General features: G+C 42.8%; 18 protein-coding genes and 1 pseudogene. 17 read left to right on the forward strand and 2 right to left on the reverse strand.

What is annotated here, in order from left to right; genetic code table 11:
- Window positions 1–2 precede the first annotated feature (2 nt).
- Window positions 3–551, reverse strand: coding sequence for a DUF2975 domain-containing protein (locus tag BLR42_RS01515; RefSeq protein ID WP_091866046.1), 549 nt, complete (start codon window positions 549–551; stop codon window positions 3–5).
- Between the two features lie 268 nt (window positions 552–819).
- On the opposite strand from BLR42_RS01515, the gene BLR42_RS01520 reads away from it, so the two are divergent.
- The 9 genes from BLR42_RS01520 to BLR42_RS01555 all read left to right on the forward strand — a co-directional run bounded on the left by BLR42_RS01520 (window position 820) and on the right by BLR42_RS01555 (window position 10,315).
- The gene (locus BLR42_RS01520; protein WP_091866048.1) at window positions 820–2,421 is read left to right on the forward strand and encodes an MBL fold metallo-hydrolase RNA specificity domain-containing protein; all 1,602 of its coding nucleotides are present in this window, start codon (window positions 820–822) and stop codon (window positions 2,419–2,421) included.
- 209 nt (window positions 2,422–2,630) lie between these two features.
- A complete protein-coding gene (locus BLR42_RS01525; RefSeq protein ID WP_170832595.1) occupies window positions 2,631–3,914 on the forward strand; it encodes a leucine-rich repeat protein in 1,284 nt (427 codons plus the stop codon).
- A 24-nt stretch (window positions 3,915–3,938) separates the two neighbouring features.
- Window positions 3,939–4,790: a thymidylate synthase gene (gene thyA, locus BLR42_RS01530; protein WP_022762427.1), complete on the forward strand. Its 852-nt coding sequence runs from the start codon at window positions 3,939–3,941 to the stop codon at window positions 4,788–4,790.
- Window positions 4,791–4,802: 12 nt separating this feature from the next.
- The gene (locus BLR42_RS01535) at window positions 4,803–5,291 is read left to right on the forward strand and encodes a dihydrofolate reductase (protein ID WP_022762428.1); all 489 of its coding nucleotides are present in this window, start codon (window positions 4,803–4,805) and stop codon (window positions 5,289–5,291) included.
- A 176-nt stretch (window positions 5,292–5,467) separates the two neighbouring features.
- Window positions 5,468–6,946 carry a glycogen debranching protein gene (locus BLR42_RS01540; protein WP_091866052.1) on the forward strand — a complete coding sequence of 493 codons (1,479 nt, stop codon included), beginning with the start codon at window positions 5,468–5,470 and terminating at the stop codon, window positions 6,944–6,946.
- Window positions 6,909–7,070: a hypothetical protein gene (locus BLR42_RS22565; protein ID WP_170832596.1), complete on the forward strand. Its 162-nt coding sequence runs from the start codon at window positions 6,909–6,911 to the stop codon at window positions 7,068–7,070. The genes BLR42_RS01540 and BLR42_RS22565 overlap by 38 nt, the downstream gene beginning before the upstream one ends.
- A gap of 187 nt (window positions 7,071–7,257) precedes the next feature.
- Window positions 7,258–8,391, forward strand: a complete 1,134-nt coding sequence (locus BLR42_RS01545; protein WP_091866054.1) for an ABC transporter substrate-binding protein — start codon at window positions 7,258–7,260, stop codon at window positions 8,389–8,391.
- Between the two features lie 217 nt (window positions 8,392–8,608).
- Window positions 8,609–9,490 carry an ABC transporter permease gene (locus tag BLR42_RS01550; protein ID WP_091822874.1) on the forward strand — a complete coding sequence of 294 codons (882 nt, stop codon included), beginning with the start codon at window positions 8,609–8,611 and terminating at the stop codon, window positions 9,488–9,490.
- Window positions 9,491–9,523: 33 nt separating this feature from the next.
- Complete coding sequence (locus BLR42_RS01555) at window positions 9,524–10,315, forward strand: ABC transporter ATP-binding protein (protein ID WP_022762432.1); 792 nt, start codon at window positions 9,524–9,526, stop codon at window positions 10,313–10,315.
- A gap of 110 nt (window positions 10,316–10,425) precedes the next feature.
- On the opposite strand, the gene BLR42_RS01560 is transcribed toward BLR42_RS01555, so the two are convergent.
- A complete protein-coding gene (locus BLR42_RS01560) occupies window positions 10,426–11,271 on the reverse strand; it encodes a hypothetical protein (protein ID WP_091866057.1) in 846 nt (281 codons plus the stop codon).
- Between the two features lie 330 nt (window positions 11,272–11,601).
- On the opposite strand from BLR42_RS01560, the gene BLR42_RS01565 reads away from it, so the two are divergent.
- From BLR42_RS01565 to BLR42_RS01595, 8 genes and pseudogenes are all read left to right on the forward strand, one after another.
- Window positions 11,602–12,501, forward strand: coding sequence for a Uma2 family endonuclease (locus BLR42_RS01565; protein WP_091866059.1), 900 nt, complete (start codon window positions 11,602–11,604; stop codon window positions 12,499–12,501).
- 12 nt (window positions 12,502–12,513) lie between these two features.
- On the forward strand, window positions 12,514–13,515 hold the full coding sequence (locus BLR42_RS01570) for a leucine-rich repeat protein (RefSeq protein ID WP_091866061.1): 1,002 nt from the start codon (window positions 12,514–12,516) through the stop codon (window positions 13,513–13,515).
- Between the two features lie 136 nt (window positions 13,516–13,651).
- Window positions 13,652–15,028 (forward strand): vWA domain-containing protein, encoded by a 1,377-nt coding sequence (locus BLR42_RS01575; RefSeq protein WP_170832597.1) that lies wholly within the window; start codon window positions 13,652–13,654, stop codon window positions 15,026–15,028.
- Window positions 15,029–15,090: 62 nt separating this feature from the next.
- Window positions 15,091–16,587, forward strand: coding sequence for an AAA family ATPase (locus BLR42_RS01580; protein ID WP_091866065.1), 1,497 nt, complete (start codon window positions 15,091–15,093; stop codon window positions 16,585–16,587).
- Between the two features lie 31 nt (window positions 16,588–16,618).
- A pseudogene (locus BLR42_RS24055) lies at window positions 16,619–16,708 on the forward strand (hemolysin III family protein); the annotation flags it as partial.
- A gap of 166 nt (window positions 16,709–16,874) precedes the next feature.
- Window positions 16,875–18,137: a hypothetical protein gene (locus tag BLR42_RS01585; protein ID WP_091866067.1), complete on the forward strand. Its 1,263-nt coding sequence runs from the start codon at window positions 16,875–16,877 to the stop codon at window positions 18,135–18,137.
- A 246-nt stretch (window positions 18,138–18,383) separates the two neighbouring features.
- Window positions 18,384–19,376, forward strand: coding sequence for a hypothetical protein (locus tag BLR42_RS01590; RefSeq protein ID WP_091866069.1), 993 nt, complete (start codon window positions 18,384–18,386; stop codon window positions 19,374–19,376).
- A 174-nt stretch (window positions 19,377–19,550) separates the two neighbouring features.
- On the forward strand, window positions 19,551–19,925 hold the full coding sequence (locus tag BLR42_RS01595) for a YccF domain-containing protein (RefSeq protein WP_091866071.1): 375 nt from the start codon (window positions 19,551–19,553) through the stop codon (window positions 19,923–19,925).
- The last annotated feature ends 206 nt before the right edge of the window (window positions 19,926–20,131 follow it).

A 20,131-nucleotide genomic window follows, 5' to 3' on the forward strand; every position in this document is an offset into this window, starting at 1 on the left:
CCTTACAATAATCCTTCAACGTCGCGTTCAAGCTGTGCGCCATATACAAAGTACTGGGCAAGGCACAGGATAACAAGTCCAAACAGAACCTCGCTGAGCTCAACGCCGAACGCAAATGTTCCGGTAAGTAATCCGAGAATAATGTTCGCGATAAGCTTAACGATCGGAAGTGATATTGCAGCGAAGCCGATCTGCTTTATCAGAGTAACATTGGTCTGTGAGAAAGGTGAGTCCGTGTTGGTCTTTCTGAAGATCAGATTTACATTTCTGAAGATGAATCCCATCAATACGAGTATCGCGGTTATTGAAAGAAATATTATGATCAGGACAGGAAATACTTGGCTCTCATTCACCTGAGTGATGTCGAACCCAAAAGCTGCAAAATCGGACATATCTAAATCGGCATCCTCCGTTAATCCTTTGATGAATTCGTCTCTGACGATAATGCAGAGAATGGTGGAAACGAGAATGCCGGCTCCGCCTATCCATGAGAGTATGAACATAAATTTTGCCATTACTGCTGTGAAGTTTCGTAAGTTTGATGATTTCATTTTAATAATCCTCCTTAGACTATTTGAATAAATGTATATCGTTTAAATGTTAATGTTTATCGTTAAATAAAATATACAACGGCGTTTAATGCTTGTCAACAATAATTTAATGAAAAACATTAAAAAATATTCGCAATTCGTTATTTTGCTAGTGTCAAAGCGGGCTGCGCGATAAATATAATTTTTTCTTAATTGAATTAAGGGTGATACAGAATTAAAATTAAATATAAGGAAATACCATACTAAGACATAAGGAGGGAACGGGCCTATGAAGCTTTGTTTCATCGGTGCAGACCATGAAGTTACCGGCAGCTGTCATTATCTTGAAATTGGTGATAAGCATATTCTTGTAGATTATGGTATGGAGCAGGGGCGAATATCCTTCGAGCATGTGGACTTGCCTGTGAGTGAGGCAGAGATAGATTACGTATTCCTGACGCATGCGCACGTTGATCACTCCGGAAATCTTCCGCTTCTATATGCAAGAGGATTCCGCGGGAAGATATTCATGACAAGACCAACTGCAGATCTTTGCAGCATCATGCTTCGCGACTGCGCGCACATCCAGATGCAGGAGGCTGAGTGGAGAAAGCGCAAAGGTAAGAGAAATAAAGAAATCAAGCAGATAGAGCCGCTATACACCATGGAGGATGCAGACAACACGCTGCGTCACATCATTCCGTGCGACTACGATAAGAAAATCGAAGTCTGCGAGGGTGTACAGATAAGGTTCACAGATATTGGACATTTGTTGGGATCAGCCAGCATTGAGGTCTGGCTCTCTGAAAAGGGTGCCGACAAGAAAATCGTCTTTTCGGGAGATATCGGCAACAATGATCAGCCGCTTATCAAAGATCCGACTTTCACATCAACCGCGGACTATGTTGTCATGGAATCGACTTATGGTGACAGATATCACGGCGAAGAGAAGCCTGACTACGTAAGCGAGCTTGCGGAGATCTTGAACAGGACCTTTGCCAGGGGCGGTAATGTGGTAATTCCTTCCTTTGCAGTCGGAAGGACCCAGGAGATGCTATATTTCCTTCGTATTATTAAAAAAGAAAAACTTGTCACAGCTGTACCTGACTTCCCGGTATATGTGGACTCCCCGATGGCGGTTGAAGCGACAGAGGTTTTCACTGACCATGCGATAGAGTGCTACGATGAGGAAGCGATGGCTCTTGTGAAAAACAAGATAAATCCCATATCTTTCCCGGGACTTAACCTTGCGATTACAACAGAGGAATCCCGCGCGATAAATGAGGAGGAGACACCAAAGGTTATCATCTCAGCGTCGGGCATGTGCGAGGCGGGACGTATCAGACATCATTTAAAACACAATCTATGGAGACCGGAATCCACAATCCTGTTTGTAGGCTATCAGTCCATAGGAACAACGGGACGCGCGATCATCGATGGCGCGGATGAAGTCAAGCTCTTCGGAGAAGTTATTGATGTCGAGGCGGAAATCTGCAAGATGACCGGTCTCTCCGGACACGCAGACAAGGGCGGCCTTATCAGATGGATTCAGGGATTTACGGAAAAGCCGAAGAAGGTATTCATAGTTCACGGTGAGGATTCGGCATGTACTTCCTTTGCAAATTGTCTGAAGGATGAGTACGGCTTTAGTACCTATGCACCCTACAGCGGAACCGAGGTCGACCTTATCTCGGGACAGATAATTAAGGAAGGTGTTCCGAAGGCAGCAGTCAAGAAGACCAGCAAAGTTGTATCCGACGTATTTACGAGACTTAAGGCAGCAGGCGCAAGACTTACTGCGATTATTGCAAGAAGCGAGGGTATGACCAACAAGGACAAGGCCAAGTTTGCCGACCAGATTCTTGCGCTTTGTGATAAATGGGAAAATTGAAAGAAGTATATATGTTAAACAAGGAGCAGGCGCACGGGAGTGCGCCTGTTTTTTTTTAATACAAAATATAGTGATTTTCAAAGATTAATGGTCTAATGCTAGTATTTGTGGTAGAATATATGAGGAATTTTATTGTAAATTCATAGATTTCTTCTATGAAATATATGCAATCCATGAGATTGCAAGATTTTTTATGTGAGGTGAAAGGTATGAAAAAAGGGATAATTGCAGCGCTTGCATGCGCTCTGTTTATTACGGCAGTTCCGCTTACGGCAAAAGCCTGGACGGGAACTCCCATCAGGGGATACGACAATCAGGAAAATGCTACTCCTCTGACAAATGGTGAGGCTTATTTTGAAGAAGCCATCATTGAGGATAAGGGATATTACTACAAGTTCAACACAGGAGCTCAGGACGGAGTTAGTCTGGTGAGCCTTGAGTCCGTTGTTGAGAACAGCACAGCCAGCGGTCAGTTCACGGCTAAGATCCTTGACAGATATGGAAGCGTTATTTCTCAACAGACAGTTGGCGGAGCAGGTGCCGCTTACAGAAATGATGCCGGCGGAAGAGCACTGGACATCATGTTCCCGCTTAACGGACTTGCTAAGAATGAATGGTATTATATTTGCCTCAGCGCAAATGATGGCAACGCAAGTGCAAGCTATCCGATTACCAACAGACTTTGTGTTAAATTTGTTTCTTTCCTTCCTGCTGAGGGATTTACCATGAAGCATGAAGGCAACAAGCTGAACTTTAGCTGGAGTAACATTCAGAAGGCAAATAACTACAGCACACTTAGTTCTTTTGACGGTTTCTGTCTTGAACTTTATGCAGATAATGTAACCAAGATCAAGGAAATTGGAAACGGCGGTGCTACATCATATTCACTTTCCACAACAGATCCCGATCTTTTAAGTCTCGGATATCCGGCAAAGGGCGTTCGCATAAGACTAGGCTGCATTCAGAAGTATCGTTCTGCTCTTGAGCATACAGTTACTACAACTAATTGTGTTTATTCCAACACCGTATTTGTTACGGAAGTAGTTAAGAAGAAGACAGCATCAGCAGTCTCAGATTATAAGTATGAAATTACAAGAGTTGCCGGTGACGGATCAGGAACAGTTAAGCTTCTTGGTTTCACAAAGGCAAATAACAACATCAAGAAGGTGAAGATTGGTGCGACTGTAAATATTGATGGTACTACATACAAAGTCACCGAGATAGATGAAAAGGCATTTGCCGGTAATAAGAAGATTAAAACTGTAGAGATCGGCGATAATGTGACCAAGATTGGAACAAAGGCATTTGACAGTTGCACAAGCCTTAAGAAGATTACCTTCAGAACAAGAAATCTCAGTTCAGTCGGCAAAAATGCATTTACCAACATAAGCAAGAAGACTACAGTACTCAGCCCCGATTCAAAGCTTAGAAAGAAATACAAGAAGCTTCTTAAAAAGAAGATCGTCGGCGGCGTTAAGTACAAGATTATCTAAGAACTGTTTTGTTCGGAGGATTCAATGAGTAAAGCTGATGAGATTTTCATAAATATGTGCAAGGACATCCTTGAGAACGGTACCAGTACTGAGGGCGAGAAGGTTCGCCCTCACTGGGAGGATGGAACGCCTGCATATACGATAAAAAAGTTCGGCGTGGTTAACCGCTACAATCTTGCAGAGGAGTTCCCGATAATGACTCTTCGCAAGACCGCGCTCAAGAGTGCAACGGATGAGATGCTCTGGATCTGGCAGCAGAAGTCCAACAATGTAAACGATCTGCACAGCCACATCTGGGATGAGTGGGCTGATGAAAACGGCTCAATCGGTAAGGCCTACGGCTATCAGATGAGCGTTAAGCACAAGTATAAAGAGGGAATGTTTGATCAGGTTGACAGGGTTATCTATGACCTTAAGAACAATCCTTTTTCCAGAAGAATAATGACCAACATCTATGTGCACCAGGATCTGTCAGAGATGAACCTGTATCCCTGTGCCTACAGCATGACCTTCAATGTCACTCAGAAAAAGGGCGACGATAAGCTTACTTTGAATGCGATTCTGAATCAGCGTTCTCAGGATGTGCTGGCAGCAAACAACTGGAATGTTGTTCAGTACTCGGTTCTGGTTCATATGCTTGCGCAGGTCTGCGACATGAAGGTAGGTGAGCTTGTGCACGTGATCGCTGATGCTCACATCTATGACAGGCATGTGGATATTATCAAGGAACTTATAAAAAGAGAGCCGAAGCCTGCTCCGACTTTCAAGCTGAACCCCGATGTTCACGATTTTTATGAGTTCACAAGAAATGATGTCTCGCTTGAGAACTACGAGGTGGCGGGCGAGCAGATCACGAATATACCGATAGCGATTTAAGAGGAAAAATACATGAAAATGATTCTATCTGCCGACGAGCACTGGGGAATCGGCAATAAGGGCCAGCTCCTTATCAGAATTCCCAACGACATGAAGAATTTCAGAGCAGAGACTATGGGCAAGGTACTGGTTTATGGAAGAAAGACACTAGAGACCTTCCCTGGGCAGCAGCCGCTTGAAGGAAGAAAGAATATTATTCTTTCAACCAATCCGAATTATGAAGTGAAAAATGCCACTGTGGTTCATGATCTTGATGAACTGAAGGATGCACTTGCAGAGTATGACACGGACATCGTGTATTGCATCGGCGGAGCGAAGGTATACGAAGAACTTCTTCCGATGACAGATACCTGTATTGTTACCAAGATTGACAGGACCTTTGAGGCTGACCGTTTCTTCCCGAATCTCGATGAATCGGAGGAATGGGAACTTGTCGAGGAGAGCGAGGAACAGGCGTATTTCGATACGACCTACACCTTCAGAACCTACAAGCGGAAGTAATATTTAAAAGAGCATATTGTAATGATAAGGACTCCCACGAATTTGTAAAATGTAATTCGTGGGAGTTTTTGTTTATATAACTTTTATAAAGTATGAAAAAAAGTAACATCTGTAGTGTATAGGTGTATTTTATAATTTTTATATATAGGTATTTTTCTAAGTCCGGAGGTGCACGAATGCTGCTGATTGATGATATTCCTACCAATAAAATCGGACCATTAAGGTATAGAGTCGGGAAAGTGTTCCCTTTTGGGGCAACGCTCCGGGAAGACGATAGTGTAAATTTCAGCGTTTACTCGAAGGAGGCCACAGGTTGTACCTTGGTTTTGTTTCACCACGGTCAGAAAAAGCCGTGGATAAAAATACCGTTTCCTGAAGAGTACAGAATCGGAAATGTGTACACTATGCTGGTTTATGGAATAAATGTTGAAACTACGGAATACGGATACATTTTTGATGGCCCCTATGAGCCTGAAAAAGGGCTTTTATATGACAAGAGCAGAGTTTTACTGGATCCTTATGCAAAATCGATTTCCGGAAGAACTGTGTGGGGGAAGAAACACCGTGAAGATGAGCAGTTTGTTCACAGAGGACAGATTGTGGATGAGGACTTTACATGGGGCGGGGACAAACCCCTTGAAATTCCGGTAGAGAAGCTGGTTATCTATGAGATGCACGTTCGCTCTTTTACACAAAATAAGAACAGCAATGTCAGGCACAGAGGGACTTATGCCGGAGTTATGGAAAAAATCCCGTACCTTAAGGAACTTGGCATAAACTGTGTTGAACTCATGCCTGTTTTTGAATTCGATGAGTTTGACAATTCGAGAGAGGTCGGTGGAAAAAGGCTTTATAACTACTGGGGGTATTCCACGGTGGGCTTCTTTGCACCGAAGGCCGGGTATGCAGCTTCTGCTCCTCTTGGAATGGAAGGTTACGAATTCAAACACATGATCAAGGAATTCCACAAGAATGGAATAGAAGTAGTACTGGATGTGGTTTTCAATCATACTGCTGAAGGAAATGAGAACGGGCCTTACATTTCATATCGCGGAATCGATAACAGGACCTATTATCTCCTTACACCCGAGGGATATTACTACAATTTCAGCGGCTGTGGCAATACCATGAACTGCAATAATCCCATTGTGAGGCACATGGTTCTGGACTGCCTCAGATATTGGGTGACGGCTTATCATGTTGACGGCTTCAGATTCGATCTTGCATCGATTTTGTCAAGAGATAAGGATGGGGCTCCGATGATGAACCCACCGCTTTTGAACAACATAGCCAATGATGTGGTACTTGGAAAATCACTGCTGATTGCTGAAGCCTGGGATGCCGGCGGGCTCTATCAGGTCGGCGATTTCCATCATTGGGGAGAGCGCTGGGCTGAGTGGAACGGAAAATACAGAGACTGCATCCGCAAATTCATCAAGGGCGGTGAGGAACAGGCTCCCGAAATAATAAGGAGAATAAGCGATTCCAAGGATCTCTACGGAGAAGGAGGTTTCGAATCCTCGGTTAATTTTGTATGCTGTCATGACGGTTTTACACTCTATGATCTTGTATCCTACAACGACAAGCACAACGAGGCCAACGGTGAGAGAAACCAAGATGGCTGTAAATGCGCATTGGGAGGATCACGATTTTGAACTGCCTATTTTGCCTGAAGGGTATAAATGGGAGCTTGTACTCGAATCAGGAGGCTATGGCTATGACGGTTCGGGAAGAATATGTTTAAAGAGCAGATCCACGGCAATACTTAAGGCAAATTGAGAATGGATGATAAAATATATCCTTTTTTCTTGACCAAAGGGGTAGTTTGAGATAATATAATATTTGTTTACTTTGACAGTTTAAAGTGTCAAAATGTTAAAGAGTTAAATAATCACAGGATGGCTGAAAATACCGGGGTTACACCGGCTTTTTAAAAGGAGCATCCGAAAAAACGAGGAGGAAACGTATGAAAAAGAAGATTCTTGCTATGGTTCTTAGCACAGCTATGATTTTCAGTATGACAGGCTGCGCTCGTACAGCAGGCGGCAACACTACTTCTGAGCCTGCAAAGACAGAGGAGACTGCAGAGGCAGACACAACTGAAGCAGAAGCTGCTGATGATACAGCAGAGGCTGAGGATGCTGCAGAGGAGGTGACCGAAGAGGCAGCTTCTGAGGATGCAGAGGATCCCGAAGGTGGTAAGACTTTCCACGTAGGTGTTATCCAGCTGGTTGAGCATCCCGCACTTGATGCTGCTACAAAGGGCTTCGAGGAAGGCCTTGAGGAGGCACTTGGTGAGGCAGGATATTCAGTAGAGTTCGATTATCAGAACGCTCAGGGTGAGCAGGCTAACTGTGCTACCATCGCTACAAAATTCGTAAATGACAAAGATGATCTTATCATGGCAAACGCAACACCTGCACTTCAGGCAGTTGCAGCTGCTACAGGTGATATCCCGGTAGTCGGAACATCAATCACAGACTACAAGTCAGCAGGCGTAATCAATGATAACAATGCACCCGGCACAAACGTTACAGGTGCTTCCGACCTTGCTCCCGTAGATGAGCAGATCGCACTTCTTCAGAAGCTCGTTCCCGATGCTAAGCAGGTTGGTATTCTTTACTGCTCATCAGAGGCTAACTCCAAGTTCCAGGTTGACCTTGCTGCAGCAGCTCTTGAAGCAGCAGGCATCGGTTACAAGGAGTACACAGTTGCTGATTCTAATGAGATTCAGTCAGTTGTTACAAACGCAATCGCTAACAGCGACTGCCTGTACATCCCTACAGACAACACAATCGCTGATAACATGTCTATCGTTAAGAATGCAGCATGGCCTGCAAAGCTTCCCATCATCTGCGGTGAGGAGAACATGTGTAAAAACGGCGGCCTTGCAACACTTTCCATCAGCTACTATGACCTTGGTGTTACAGCAGGTAAGCAGGCTTTCGAGATTCTTGTAAACGGCAAGAACCCTGCAGAGATGCCTATCGAGTATGTATCTGAAGGTATCACAAACGAGTACAATCCTGAGACTGCTGAAGCTATCGAGTTTGACGATGCTCTTCTTGACGGCCTTACAGCAATCGATATGTCAGAGTAATCTATCGGAATACATTTTTATTAAAAAACAGGCGAAGGTGCTCATATCACGCGAGCACCTTCTTATCTTGTTTTTTCAAAACAAGATAAGCGCTCCGCGGGATGCGCAGCTCGCAGAAAGGTAGTTATTGCTCACGCAATCTGCTCGCGCGCAAGAATTTCGCAAGCGAAATTCTATTTCTATGCGTTGTATATTATTTTACAAAGGAGTAATATTTATGATCTCGCTATTACATGCACTGCCGGGTTCTGTTGCCCAGGGACTTATCTGGGGAATTCTGGCAATCAGCGTTTTTCTCACATTCAAGGTACTTGACTACGCCGACATGACTGTTGACGGATCCTTCTGTACCGGAGGAGCTACCTGCGTAATGCTTATGCTCTCAGGACAGAGCGTATATGTAGCTCTTATTTGTTCATTTATTGCGGGAATGTGTGCCGGCTATGTCACCGGACTTCTGCATACAATGTTGAAAATTCCGCCGATACTTTCCGGTATTCTTACACAGCTCGGTTTATATTCGGTGAACCTTGCCATTATGGGAAAATCGAACCAGGCGATAAGCGTAGATCAGTATGCTCTTATTGTCAGCCTCAGATTTATTAACTATTCAATCATCATGAGCGTGATCATAGTTGCGATAATCATTTTCCTTCTGTACATGTTCTTCGGAAGCGAGATCGGATCAGCTATCCGTGCTACCGGATGTAATCAGAACATGGCAAGAGCGCAGGGTATCAATACAGGTCGCTGCATCAGAATCGGACTTGTTGTAAGTAACGGTCTTACTGCTTTTGCCGGCGGACTTTATGCACAGTATCAGGGAAATGCCGACGTCAACGCAGGTCGTGGTGCTATCGTAATCGGACTTGCTGCGGTTATCATCGGTGAGGTTATTTTCGGATCAAGACATAATTTCGCAGTGAGAATGGGAGTATCTGTTGTAGGCGCGATCATTTACTACATCGTAATCGCAGTTGTTCTTCAGCTCGGACTTCCTTCAACATACCTTAAGCTCTTAAGTGCAGTACTCGTTGCGGTATTCCTTGGAATCCCGGCTATTCAGGGATATCTTGGAATCAAGGTGAAACAGAGATAAAGTAAAAAGAGCATAAGCAGAGGAAAAGAAACTATGTTAGAAATCAAGAATCTTGTAAAGATATTCAATAAAGGAACAATCAACGAGAGAGTCGCTCTTAACGGCGTTGATCTCACATTGAACGACGGAGACTTCGTAACTGTCATCGGTGGTAACGGAGCGGGAAAATCGACCATCCTTAACGCTGTTGCAGGCGTGTGGCCGATTGATGAGGGAAGCATAGTCCTGAATGGTCATGATATTACAAAGCTTCCTGAATATAAGAGAGCACAGTACATCGGACGCGTTTTCCAGGATCCCATGATGGGAACTGCTGCTACAATGCAGATTGAAGAGAATCTTGCACTTGCTGCAAGACGTGGACAGAGCAGAGGTCTTAAGAGCGGAATCAATAATAACGAGAGAGCAAGGTACAAAGAGCTCTTGAAGTCACTTGATCTCGGACTCGAGGATCGTCTTACCAGTAAGGTCGGACTTTTATCCGGTGGTCAGAGACAGGCAGTGACACTTCTTATGGCTTCACTTAAAAAGCCCGATCTTCTCCTTCTCGACGAGCACACAGCAGCCCTTGATCCCAAGACTGCGAAGAAGGTGCTTGAGATTTCCGAAAACATCATCAAGGAGCACGGTCTTACAGCCCTCATGGTTACACATAACATGAAGGATGCCATCGCCCACGGTAATCGTCTTATCATGATGAGCGAAGGTAAGATCATCTATGATGTATCGGGTGAGGAAAAGAAGAACCTCAAGGTTGCAGATCTTCTTCAGAAATTCGAAGAGGCCGGAAATGATGAGGTCAATGATGCTATGGTGCTTTCATAAAGGATAAAAAATAAGCCCTCTGTAATCTGCATGATTCTCTTGGAAGAATTGCGGTTACAGAGGGCATTTATTTGTTTCATTTTATGAGCGATTAACGCTGCATTTTTGGTTTACTTAACCTTAATGGGTTTGCGGGTGTATTCTGACCATCCGGAGAAATACTTTTTGCCGTCTTTTACAACATAAGTTCTTACGCCAACATAGTATTTCTTTCCCTTCTTGAGCTTCTTGATGGTTACTGTACCGTTCTTCTTATCGAACTTTACCTTCTTATTTGCAAATGCTTTTTGTACACGATTTTTTTCGAAATACTTATCTGTGGCACAAATAACCTCATAGCCATCAGCATCCTTAACTTTCTTGAATGTTACTTTGAGAGCCTTCTTGGAAGGAGACTCGACCTTGACGAGCTTGGAAGTTGCAGCTTTTGATACAAACAAGCAGGATATATCAATTTTGATATCTTTGGTATCCATGTTGAGGAATGAAATATAATAGTCACCAGCTGTCAATTTGATATTACCAAAATCAGTTTTATTTTCTACATCCTTTACGAGTGTAAGTTCTTTTTCGAGCTCAGGCTTTTCGGCATCTGCCTTCCAGAAATCAACATAAACTTTCCCGTCGCCAAAAATGCTGAAGGTGATTTTTCCATCAACCCCTGCATGGAATTTGAAACATGTACAATCATTTTTGTCAGGTGCTGTGTCACCTTCTTTTCTTCCTGTTATGGTATCTGACTTGCAGTACTCTTCCTCACTAATTACTTCTATGGCATCCTTTTGAAGATTATCCCTTACATCCTTGAAAGTCTTCAACTGGGTTGCGCCTGCCTTGGCAGGGAGCTCTGCATGCGCAACAATAGCTGGTGCAATGGGCGCTGCCAATGTGGTGGCTGATAAAAAACCTGCCATGGTTATCGCAAATCTTCTTCTAAATCTCTCAAATACTTTCATGAAAACCCTCCTATTCATAAGAAAAAGTGCATAAGAATGCAGTATTCCTATGATTTTGAGTATAAGCGCGCGTGGTATGCACTTCAATAGAATGGAGGTTTATTTAATACAATTATAATAATGTTTATTTATCGGAAATAAACGTATCAATACAATAAAATATTACAACTATATTGATGAAAAATATTCCCATGATAAAGCATCCTTAATAATACCGAATACGGTTTAAACTCGGATATAATTGTGATATGATAGTAAATGATAATAAACAAAAACGCCCGTAAACGGCTATTTATTTATGCTTTTATTATTTGCTCCGGAGGTGTACTCATGACAATAGATGAAATGAAGGAGAGAAGACGTGAATTTGGATACTCCTATAAAAAGCTTTCGGAGTTATCCGGGGTGCCGCTGGGTACAATACAGAAGATTTTTAACGGAGAGACGAAGTCACCGAGGCATGATACTATCGTGATGTTACAGAAGGTATTGGAACCGGATAGTGATGCGAAGGAAAACTATAGGTTTAAATCTTATGGCGATAGCAAAGAAAAAAAATACGGCGCGGAGGGGGAACACTACGAAAACCTGAGAGAAGAGCCTGCTATAATTTATGGGAGTAAGAAAAAAGTCGACCTGGAGCATTTTAATGGGAAGAAGCAGGGAGAATATACAATCGAGGATTACGAGGCTCTTCCGGATGATGTGCGAGTTGAGCTAATTGACGGTTATTTCTTTTATATGGATGCGCCATCTACGAGACATCAGCTTATAGGCGGTGAAATCTATGCACCGATTCGCAATTATATAAGAAAAAACAAAGGAAAATGCATACCCTTTATATCACCGACAGACGTACAACTTGACAGAGATGATAGGACTATTCTGGAGCCGGACGTTTTTATAGTTTGTGACCCATCTAAGATTACTGAGAAGAGAATATATGGAAATCCTGATTTTGTTGTTGAGATCATATCGCCATCAACAGCGAGGAAAGACAGGTTTATCAAGGCTAAAAAATATAAGTATGCCGGTGTTAAGGAGTTCTGGCTTGTGGATCCAAAGAAGAGGAATGTGCTTGTGTATAGCTTTGACGATGAGGATAATGATGATATAACTATCTATGGGTTTGGAGATAAGATTCCGATAGGGTTATATGACGGAAAACTGCAGATTGATTTCGCAGATATCGCAGAGTATGTGGATTCGATTTGCGGACCGGTAGAATAGGATTTATGAAAAATGAATTATAAATTTGAAGAAACCACTGATGAAAAAAATGGAAAGTATCTCATAATAAAGGGTTGTGAAGACTCGTGCAGACAGCTGGTTATACCGGAGTCCGACAGTAATCTTGTTCCGGTGAGGATTATCGGTAATCATGCCTTTTCCTCAAGAGATGACCTTGTAGAGGTTGCGATTCCGAATTCTGTACACACTATTCTTGGATTTGCTTTTCATAACTGCGGGAATCTCAAGAAAATATCGTTAACCGATTCGGTCACGGAGTACCTTGACGGTGGTACGAGACAGTGTGAGAGCCTTGAAGAAATCGAGGTTTTCCTGGAAAATGGGAACAACTATATTATACGAAGAATCCTCGAGGATAACGACAGGCGATTGACCTTCAGAATGCATATGCCTGATGGCGAGGCTCTGCTGGTATTTCCGGGATTTAACTATGATTTTGTGGAAAATACGATGGCGAGAACTATTCAGTTTGCCATTGAGGGAACCGGTTATGCTTACAGAGAGTGCGTAAAGAGTGACCAGATAGGCTTTAGAGAGTACGATAACCTCTTTTCAAAAGTTTCGGCGGATGATAAGGGCACGGCAGAGATGATCGCGATGGCGAGAATCCTTGCACCCTATGAACTATCTGAAGATGCCCGTATTGCCTATGAGAAGTGGCTCCTGGAGCATGCTTTGAAGAGTTTGACTATAGCGGTCGATAATGCAGGAACTGTCTCAAAAGGTAAGGCAGGGACAAATACCGGAGCTAATATAGGAACCTTTGATGATTATCTCAGAGATACCGAGGAACACACCGCTTTCTACCTTGAACGAAAGCTTATAACGAAGGCCGATGCCCGTAAATTAGCACATATAGCTGCTGACAGAGGTATCACCGCAATAGTTAGTATGCTTATGGACTACGCAGAAACTGACAATGATGTGGAGAAAAGTGGTGACGAAGGTGTCACAAATAGAAAAGATGACAACATTCTTGAATTGGATTTCTAACACGCCTTCCCCTTGGGGAATACAGAATAAAAAAGCCTTCCCCTTGGGGGCGCACGACGTCCGGGGGACGTCGGCTTTGCGCGGACCGGAGCGGAGCGGAGACAGGTGGCACGAAGTGCCGGATGAGGGGTACATTTTGAACCAAACAGATAACCTTGCCAATAAAATATGGACCAGCGTCAAAACGGAGCTTCTTTTATCCATGCGATTCATGGCTCCGGCTCTTTCTATGCTCGAAATCCGGCGTGATATGTCCACCACATCGGTAGGGACTGACGCGGTCAGCGTGCTGTATAATCCTAATTATGTTTTCAAAACCTATGTCGAGGATCCGAATAAACTGAACAGGGCCTACCTTCATATGCTGATGCATTGCATGTTCAGGCATATGTACAGGGCTTCGGAGTACCCGGATGCTGAGTTGTGGGATCTTGCCTGCGACATTGCCGTGGAGAGCATCCTTGATTCCATGGATTATCAGTGCATTTACAGAGTCAGCTCCGATCTCAGGGAGCGGTGGTATGGAAAGCTCTCTGAAGAACTTAAGGTTCTGACAGCGGAGAAGATATACAGTTTTCTGGAGAAAAATGTTGAATGGAACATAAGGGACTCAGGTTCTGCCAACGAGAATCTGATTACGGAAGATACCTGGAACCGCCTGGTACGCGAGTTCAAACTGGACGACCACAGCTTCTGGGACAGACTTGAGAATAAGGAAGAGGAACCTCAGAAAGAAGATAAGCCAGATATCGACATGCAGATGCAGATGAGGCTCAGAAGGGCCAATAAAAAGGAAATAGAGGACGCCTGGAAGAATACTGCGAAACGCATAAAGAGCGATATTGCAAGTCTCGGAGATGAGAAGAGCACCGAGACCGGGAGCCTTAAATTCTATTTGAAAGCGGATACTCAGGATAAGACCTACTACACCGATTTTCTTAACCAGATAGCGGTTGTGAGGGAGGAAATTCGCATAGATCCCGATTCCTTCGACTACGGATTGTATAATTACGGCATGGAGATCTACGGCAATATGCCTCTTATAGAAGAGAATGAATATAGCGAGACACATAAGGTCGATGAACTGGTAATTGCAATAGATACATCTGCTTCCTGCAGCGAAGAACTCGTGCAGTCATTTCTTAATGAGACCGCCGGGATTTTGCGCAGCAGCGAGAATTTTTTCCGAGAGATACATGTACACATCATCGAGTGCGACAACAGAGTCCAAAATGACCTGACTATCAATCATCCCGAGGAGATGGAGCACTACGCCGACAGATTTGAGATTTCAGGCGGATATGGAACAGACTTCAGACCGGTATTTTCCTATGTGGACGACCTTAGGAAAAAGGGAGAACTGACGCATCTTCGAGGTCTCATGTACTTCACTGATGGTTTTGGGGACTATCCCGAGAAACCCACGGACTACGATACCGCCTTCGTTTTTCCGTCGGACAAGGAGACCGGCGCCGACAAAATGCCAAACTGGGCGATTCAATTATACATCTAAAGGCCTTCCCCTTGGGGGGAAGGTGGCAGCATAGCTGCCGGATGAGGGGAGAAAGGACGAATATGAACATACAACAAGCGAAGCAGGAAATCATCAATACCATAAAGGCATACCGCGAAAAGGACGAGATGGGGAACTACCTCATCCCCGTGCAGAAGCAGCGCCCGATTCTTCTTATCGGACCTCCGGGAATCGGTAAGACAGCCATCATGGAGCAGGTTGCAGAGGAGCTTTCGGTCAACCTCGTTTCTTATACAATAACTCATCACACCAGACAGAGTGCGATCGGCCTTCCTTTTATATCCAAGAAGGAATATGGGGGAAAAGAGACTTCCGTTACTGAGTACACCATGAGTGAGATCATAGCCTCGGTCTATGACAAAATAAATCAGACCGGCGTTAAGGAAGGAATCCTTTTCCTTGACGAGATAAACTGTGTATCAGAGACACTTGTTCCCACCATGCTGCAATTTTTGCAGTATAAGACTTTTGGTGCGCACAAGGTACCGGACGGTTTCATCATTGTCACAGCAGGTAATCCTCCGCAGTACAACAAGGCTGTCAGAGACTTTGATATAGTTACTCTCGACCGTGTGAAGAGAATCGACATCGAGGAGGATCTCGAGGCCTTCAAGAGCTACGCAGATATCAACGGAATTCACGGATCAATCCTGGCTTACCTCGATATTCACAAGGACAATTTTTACGGAATTAAAAATGATATCCAGGGCAAGCGCTTCGTGACAGCCAGAGGCTGGGAAGATCTTTCGCAGCTGATCAGAGCCTATGAAAAGCTCGGCATCGAGGTTGATGAGAAGGTGACTTCGCAGTACCTTCAGGAGCCTGAGGTTGCCAGGGATTTTGCCATGTATTATGCGCTTTATCATAAGTACGAGGATGTTTACAACGTCGATGAGATCCTCGAGGGGAGTGTTCCCGCTGAGAGAGATAAGCTGCGCAAGGCTCCTTTTGATGAAAAACTCAGCATAATAAATCTTCTTATAGACAGACTTAATCAGGAATTCAAGGCATATGACGGTGAGTTTGGAGTGCAGAAAAAGCTCCAGAAGGAGATTACAGATATCGTTAAGGGCACTGTTTTTGCGGAAGAATCTTCGATATATAAAAGGCTTCAGCTTCGCATAAAGGAAATGCGTGCAGAATACGAGCAGAAGGCCGGTGAACATCTGATGGATAAGTCATCCGAGATCACGCTTAAGAAGGAGATCCAGGCACTTGAGAATCTTGAGAGAAAGCTTGCCAGCTCTGAGACTGAGGATAATAAGGATATTATCAAGGCATGGTTTTCCGAGAGAGAGTTCACTCGCAGAGAGAGCGCTGGGAATACCGGAAAGCACCTTTCGAATTGCTTCTCATTCCTTCAGCAGATTTATGGCGAGGAGCAGGAGATGGTTCTGTTCCTCACAAGGCTGGATTCAGGTCACTATAGTCTGAACTTCATCCAGAATGAGGGCTCGGAGGAATATTACAAATATAATAAGCTCCTGCTCCTTCGTGACAGGAGAAAAGAGATTGTAGCGCAGGTTCTGGAAGTGTGAGGAAACTCGCAAGTTTACGGATTGACACTAAAAGCATCCGTATTTCGGCTCACACGAGGTTTTCCATCTATTTGTGATGGGCGGGAGTTTTTGCCATTTTATCTTTATGTATCAGTTTTTGATGCGAAAAATAACAACGAAATATTATAAACTTTTTATAAACTACAATAAAATCCGTAAAAATGCATGAATACTCGATTGACAGCCGTTTTTAGGGGCGGTAAAATGGTAATAGTCACAGTAAACGGTTGCGAAAAACCGTACATTTTATTGAAGGAGGGTTCCTTATGAAGGGTTTTAAACAATTTGGCACAATAGCGCTTGCAGCTGCATTGACTATTACTTTTGCGGTACCTGTAAAGGTTAACGCTACGTATTATGATTATAATAGAAGCGCTGAGTATACCAGAAATGCTGAAGGTGAGATCATCGATACTAAAACAAAGTCATCTACTTATACCAATAAGGTAACTAATGAATCTTATACATTTGATTATGCTACCGGGCAGTCATCAGGCGACATGTATAAGGCTACGCATTACAATAACGGTATTAGAAAAGGCCTTGTAGTGGGAATTAATGACTATAATGATATTAGGTTTACACTTGATCCCGGTGCAGAAGTAACAAAGATAAAGGTTACAAAAGGAAAAGGAAATATTAATGTAAAGCAGTCGGAATTTAAGTCTGAAGAAGCGCAGATCGATAGAGATAGTGAGACTAAAAAGTACTACTATAGAAAAGTAAATGGTGACAAGGAAGAACTTACACTTACGGATGATTCTACAACCGCTGAGTGGGAAGCTGTGAAACGTATGCAGAACTCATATGAATACAGAGTATGGGGAAAGAAGAAAGGTGAGTCTGTTGTAGCCATAACCGTAAAAGATGCAGCAGGTGCTACAACAACAACTAAAGTGAAGGTTTCTGTTTCTGAAGATGAAAGATGTATCACACAGATTACTTATGCCGGCAAGAACTTGAAGATGAATTATAACAAGGGCGCCAATAATAATAATTACTATGCATGCCAGAGTGCAGCTAAGAGCGGTAATTTTTATGTAACTAAGAAATCCGGCAAGCTTAAAGTTACAATGGGCAAGAATTATAAATTTATCGCAGCATATGTAATTAAGCCTAACGCATATACAACAAAGACTCAGACAAGTGATGACAGTACTTCTACTTTTGTTGACAAGTCTACAACTACATATGCTACCAGACAGTATTCTTATGGTATTGACCTTAACGGAGATGGCGATTATGAGGATACAATAGATGGCATTAGAGAGCAGGATCCTGAGTATAAGAATTGCAGCTTTGTGAAAGTTAAGAATAATAGCAAGATTTCTCTTAATACCGTTCCTTACAAAGAAGACAGAACTACAGTTAGAACCTATGGTGAAACGGGACAGTATACAACAACAGAGAAGGAAACTGCTAATGGTAATATGGCTTACACAACAGTAATACTTGTTTGCCAGGATAAGCTTACTAAGGAATTCGTTAATGAGGAAATTACTATTTCACTTAGAACCAGCAAACAATAATTAGTCAAGCTTTATATCAGGTACATCATTTACTTTTATCAATCATACAGAAAATGGTCTCGTGACAAAGTTTGTTCATGTGCTTGATATAGATCATTTCGCCCCGCAGCGTATGCTGCGGGGTTTGTTTTTGCATATAAACTATTCCGTTTGATTATTAGTTGCGCCTATTCAAAATAAGTGTTACTCTGTCAAAGCATTTTCCTTTCTAATGTTGTCTCGAAGAAGCAAATCGGAAAGGAAAAAATGCTATACAACAATTTTTCAGAAGGCCAAGATCAGAAAACTGATCAGAACCGGACAAACAGTGGAAGTACGCCTTATGATGACGTCTTCCGAACCCTTGTAGTCGAGCACAAGGGACTTCTCTTAAAGCTTCTCAATGAGATGTTCACAGACATTCATTACGAGGGAGATGAAGAGGTGAATACGCTCAACAATGCCTATTTTGCCAACCGAAGTGAAGGTAATCAGGATAAGATGATAACCGATTCGGCTATCGAGATTATTGATCACTATGGTTGCAGAAAGCTTTTTCATCTGGAGTGTCAGTCCGATAACAATGGAACAATGATACTCAGGATGTTCGAGTATGACGTACAGATTGCCATAAAAGAAGACAGTTCAGTTTCTGATGACAGACTTATCGTTAACCTTCCTGCTTCAGGGGTGCTGTATCTTAGGAGCAATTCCGCAACACCCGACAATATGATTGTCACAGTTAATGTCCCTAGCGGAGACCATGCGCAGTATAGGGTTCCCATCATGAAACTCAAGGACTATTCTTGTGACGATATTATCGATAAGGAACTGTACTTTTTGATTCCGTTTTATCTGTTTAATTTCGAAGGTGACTTTGATAAAATAGAGTCACAAGATGAAGCTTTTCTTGATAATTTTAGGAAGCGTTATCAGGAGATTTATGATAAGCTTCGGGAAAAGCTTGAAAGAGGACAGATCGATGTTTTGACGCATCATTCGATTATTATGCTGTCTAAGAAGGTTATAGCAGCCTTAACAGCCAAGCGGAAAGTCGTAAAAGAGGAGGCCGAGAGAATTATGGGTGGACAAGTACTTGATTACGAAACTAAGGAACTGATACGAACAGGGATTGCACAAGGAATGTCGAAGCAGAGTGCTGATGATATCCAAAAACTTGCTGATTTTTTCCAAAAAACAAATCCTGAAATGACTGAAAAAGAAGCCTTTGAAGAAGCAAAAAAGGTATTGAGCAACTAAATCATTTTTATAGTGAGAAGAGCCGGCGTGAAGTAGATTCATGCCGGCTTTTACTATGCGATTGAATTATAAAATCAGCCAATTTTTCATAATGTGATAATTCTGTGATAGAAGACCTGATAATATGATCTCAGATAAAACAAAGGTGTGTTTCACAGAAAGGAAGAAATGGTTATGAGATTTTTAGGAAATATATTGTGGATGATATGCGGTGGATTTATTAGTGCAGTTCTTTGGTTTGTGGTAGGATGCTTATATTGCATTACATTGATTGGAATCCCGATCGGAGTACAGTGCTTCAAGATAGCAGGGCTTACACTTAATCCTTTTGGACAGGAAATTAAAAATGAGGGCGGCCCGGTGTCATTCCTTCTTAACGTTTGGTGGTTTTTCTTTGGCGGTATGGAGCTTGCGCTGACAAATTTCATTATTGGAGTACTCCTTTGCATCACAATCATAGGAATACCTTTTGGAAAACAGTTCTTTAAACTGGCAGCACTTTCACTTACTCCCTTTGGAACAGAGGTTCAAAGAGTACATTTTGCTTAATTATTGAAAAAAGCATACGAGATGGAAAGAATAATAAATCAGTCTTGAAATGTTAAATTTCCCTAAAAAAGAGTGCACTAAGGTGGTGCACTCTTATTTTTTATATTTTTATGACGATATAATTGATAAGTGAAGTTATGTGCATTTTATGTACGGATTATCGTAATTTATAATTTTATGGAGTTGTAAACATAACACTTGATTAC

Origin of the sequence: Butyrivibrio sp. INlla16, from assembly GCF_900104155.1 — a bacterium.
Taxonomy (GTDB): domain Bacteria; phylum Bacillota; class Clostridia; order Lachnospirales; family Lachnospiraceae; genus Butyrivibrio.

Bases quoted from the DNA above. Each gene is read 5' to 3' on its own strand.
- BLR42_RS01515 (WP_091866046.1), bottom strand. From the start codon at position 551: ATGAAATCATCAAACTTACGAAACTTCACAGCAGTAATGGCAAAATTT.
- BLR42_RS01520 (WP_091866048.1), top strand. From the start codon at position 820: ATGAAGCTTTGTTTCATCGGTGCAGACCATGAAGTTACCGGCAGCTGT.
- BLR42_RS01525 (WP_170832595.1), top strand. From the start codon at position 2,631: ATGAAAAAAGGGATAATTGCAGCGCTTGCATGCGCTCTGTTTATTACG.
- thyA (WP_022762427.1), top strand. From the start codon at position 3,939: ATGAGTAAAGCTGATGAGATTTTCATAAATATGTGCAAGGACATCCTT.
- BLR42_RS01535 (WP_022762428.1), top strand. From the start codon at position 4,803: ATGAAAATGATTCTATCTGCCGACGAGCACTGGGGAATCGGCAATAAG.
- BLR42_RS01540 (WP_091866052.1), top strand. From the start codon at position 5,468: ATGCTGCTGATTGATGATATTCCTACCAATAAAATCGGACCATTAAGG.
- BLR42_RS22565 (WP_170832596.1), top strand. From the start codon at position 6,909: ATGGCTGTAAATGCGCATTGGGAGGATCACGATTTTGAACTGCCTATT.
- BLR42_RS01545 (WP_091866054.1), top strand. From the start codon at position 7,258: ATGAAAAAGAAGATTCTTGCTATGGTTCTTAGCACAGCTATGATTTTC.
- BLR42_RS01550 (WP_091822874.1), top strand. From the start codon at position 8,609: ATGATCTCGCTATTACATGCACTGCCGGGTTCTGTTGCCCAGGGACTT.
- BLR42_RS01555 (WP_022762432.1), top strand. From the start codon at position 9,524: ATGTTAGAAATCAAGAATCTTGTAAAGATATTCAATAAAGGAACAATC.
- BLR42_RS01560 (WP_091866057.1), bottom strand. From the start codon at position 11,271: ATGAAAGTATTTGAGAGATTTAGAAGAAGATTTGCGATAACCATGGCA.
- BLR42_RS01565 (WP_091866059.1), top strand. From the start codon at position 11,602: ATGACAATAGATGAAATGAAGGAGAGAAGACGTGAATTTGGATACTCC.
- BLR42_RS01570 (WP_091866061.1), top strand. From the start codon at position 12,514: ATGAATTATAAATTTGAAGAAACCACTGATGAAAAAAATGGAAAGTAT.
- BLR42_RS01580 (WP_091866065.1), top strand. From the start codon at position 15,091: ATGAACATACAACAAGCGAAGCAGGAAATCATCAATACCATAAAGGCA.
- BLR42_RS01585 (WP_091866067.1), top strand. From the start codon at position 16,875: ATGAAGGGTTTTAAACAATTTGGCACAATAGCGCTTGCAGCTGCATTG.
- BLR42_RS01590 (WP_091866069.1), top strand. From the start codon at position 18,384: ATGCTATACAACAATTTTTCAGAAGGCCAAGATCAGAAAACTGATCAG.
- BLR42_RS01595 (WP_091866071.1), top strand. From the start codon at position 19,551: ATGAGATTTTTAGGAAATATATTGTGGATGATATGCGGTGGATTTATT.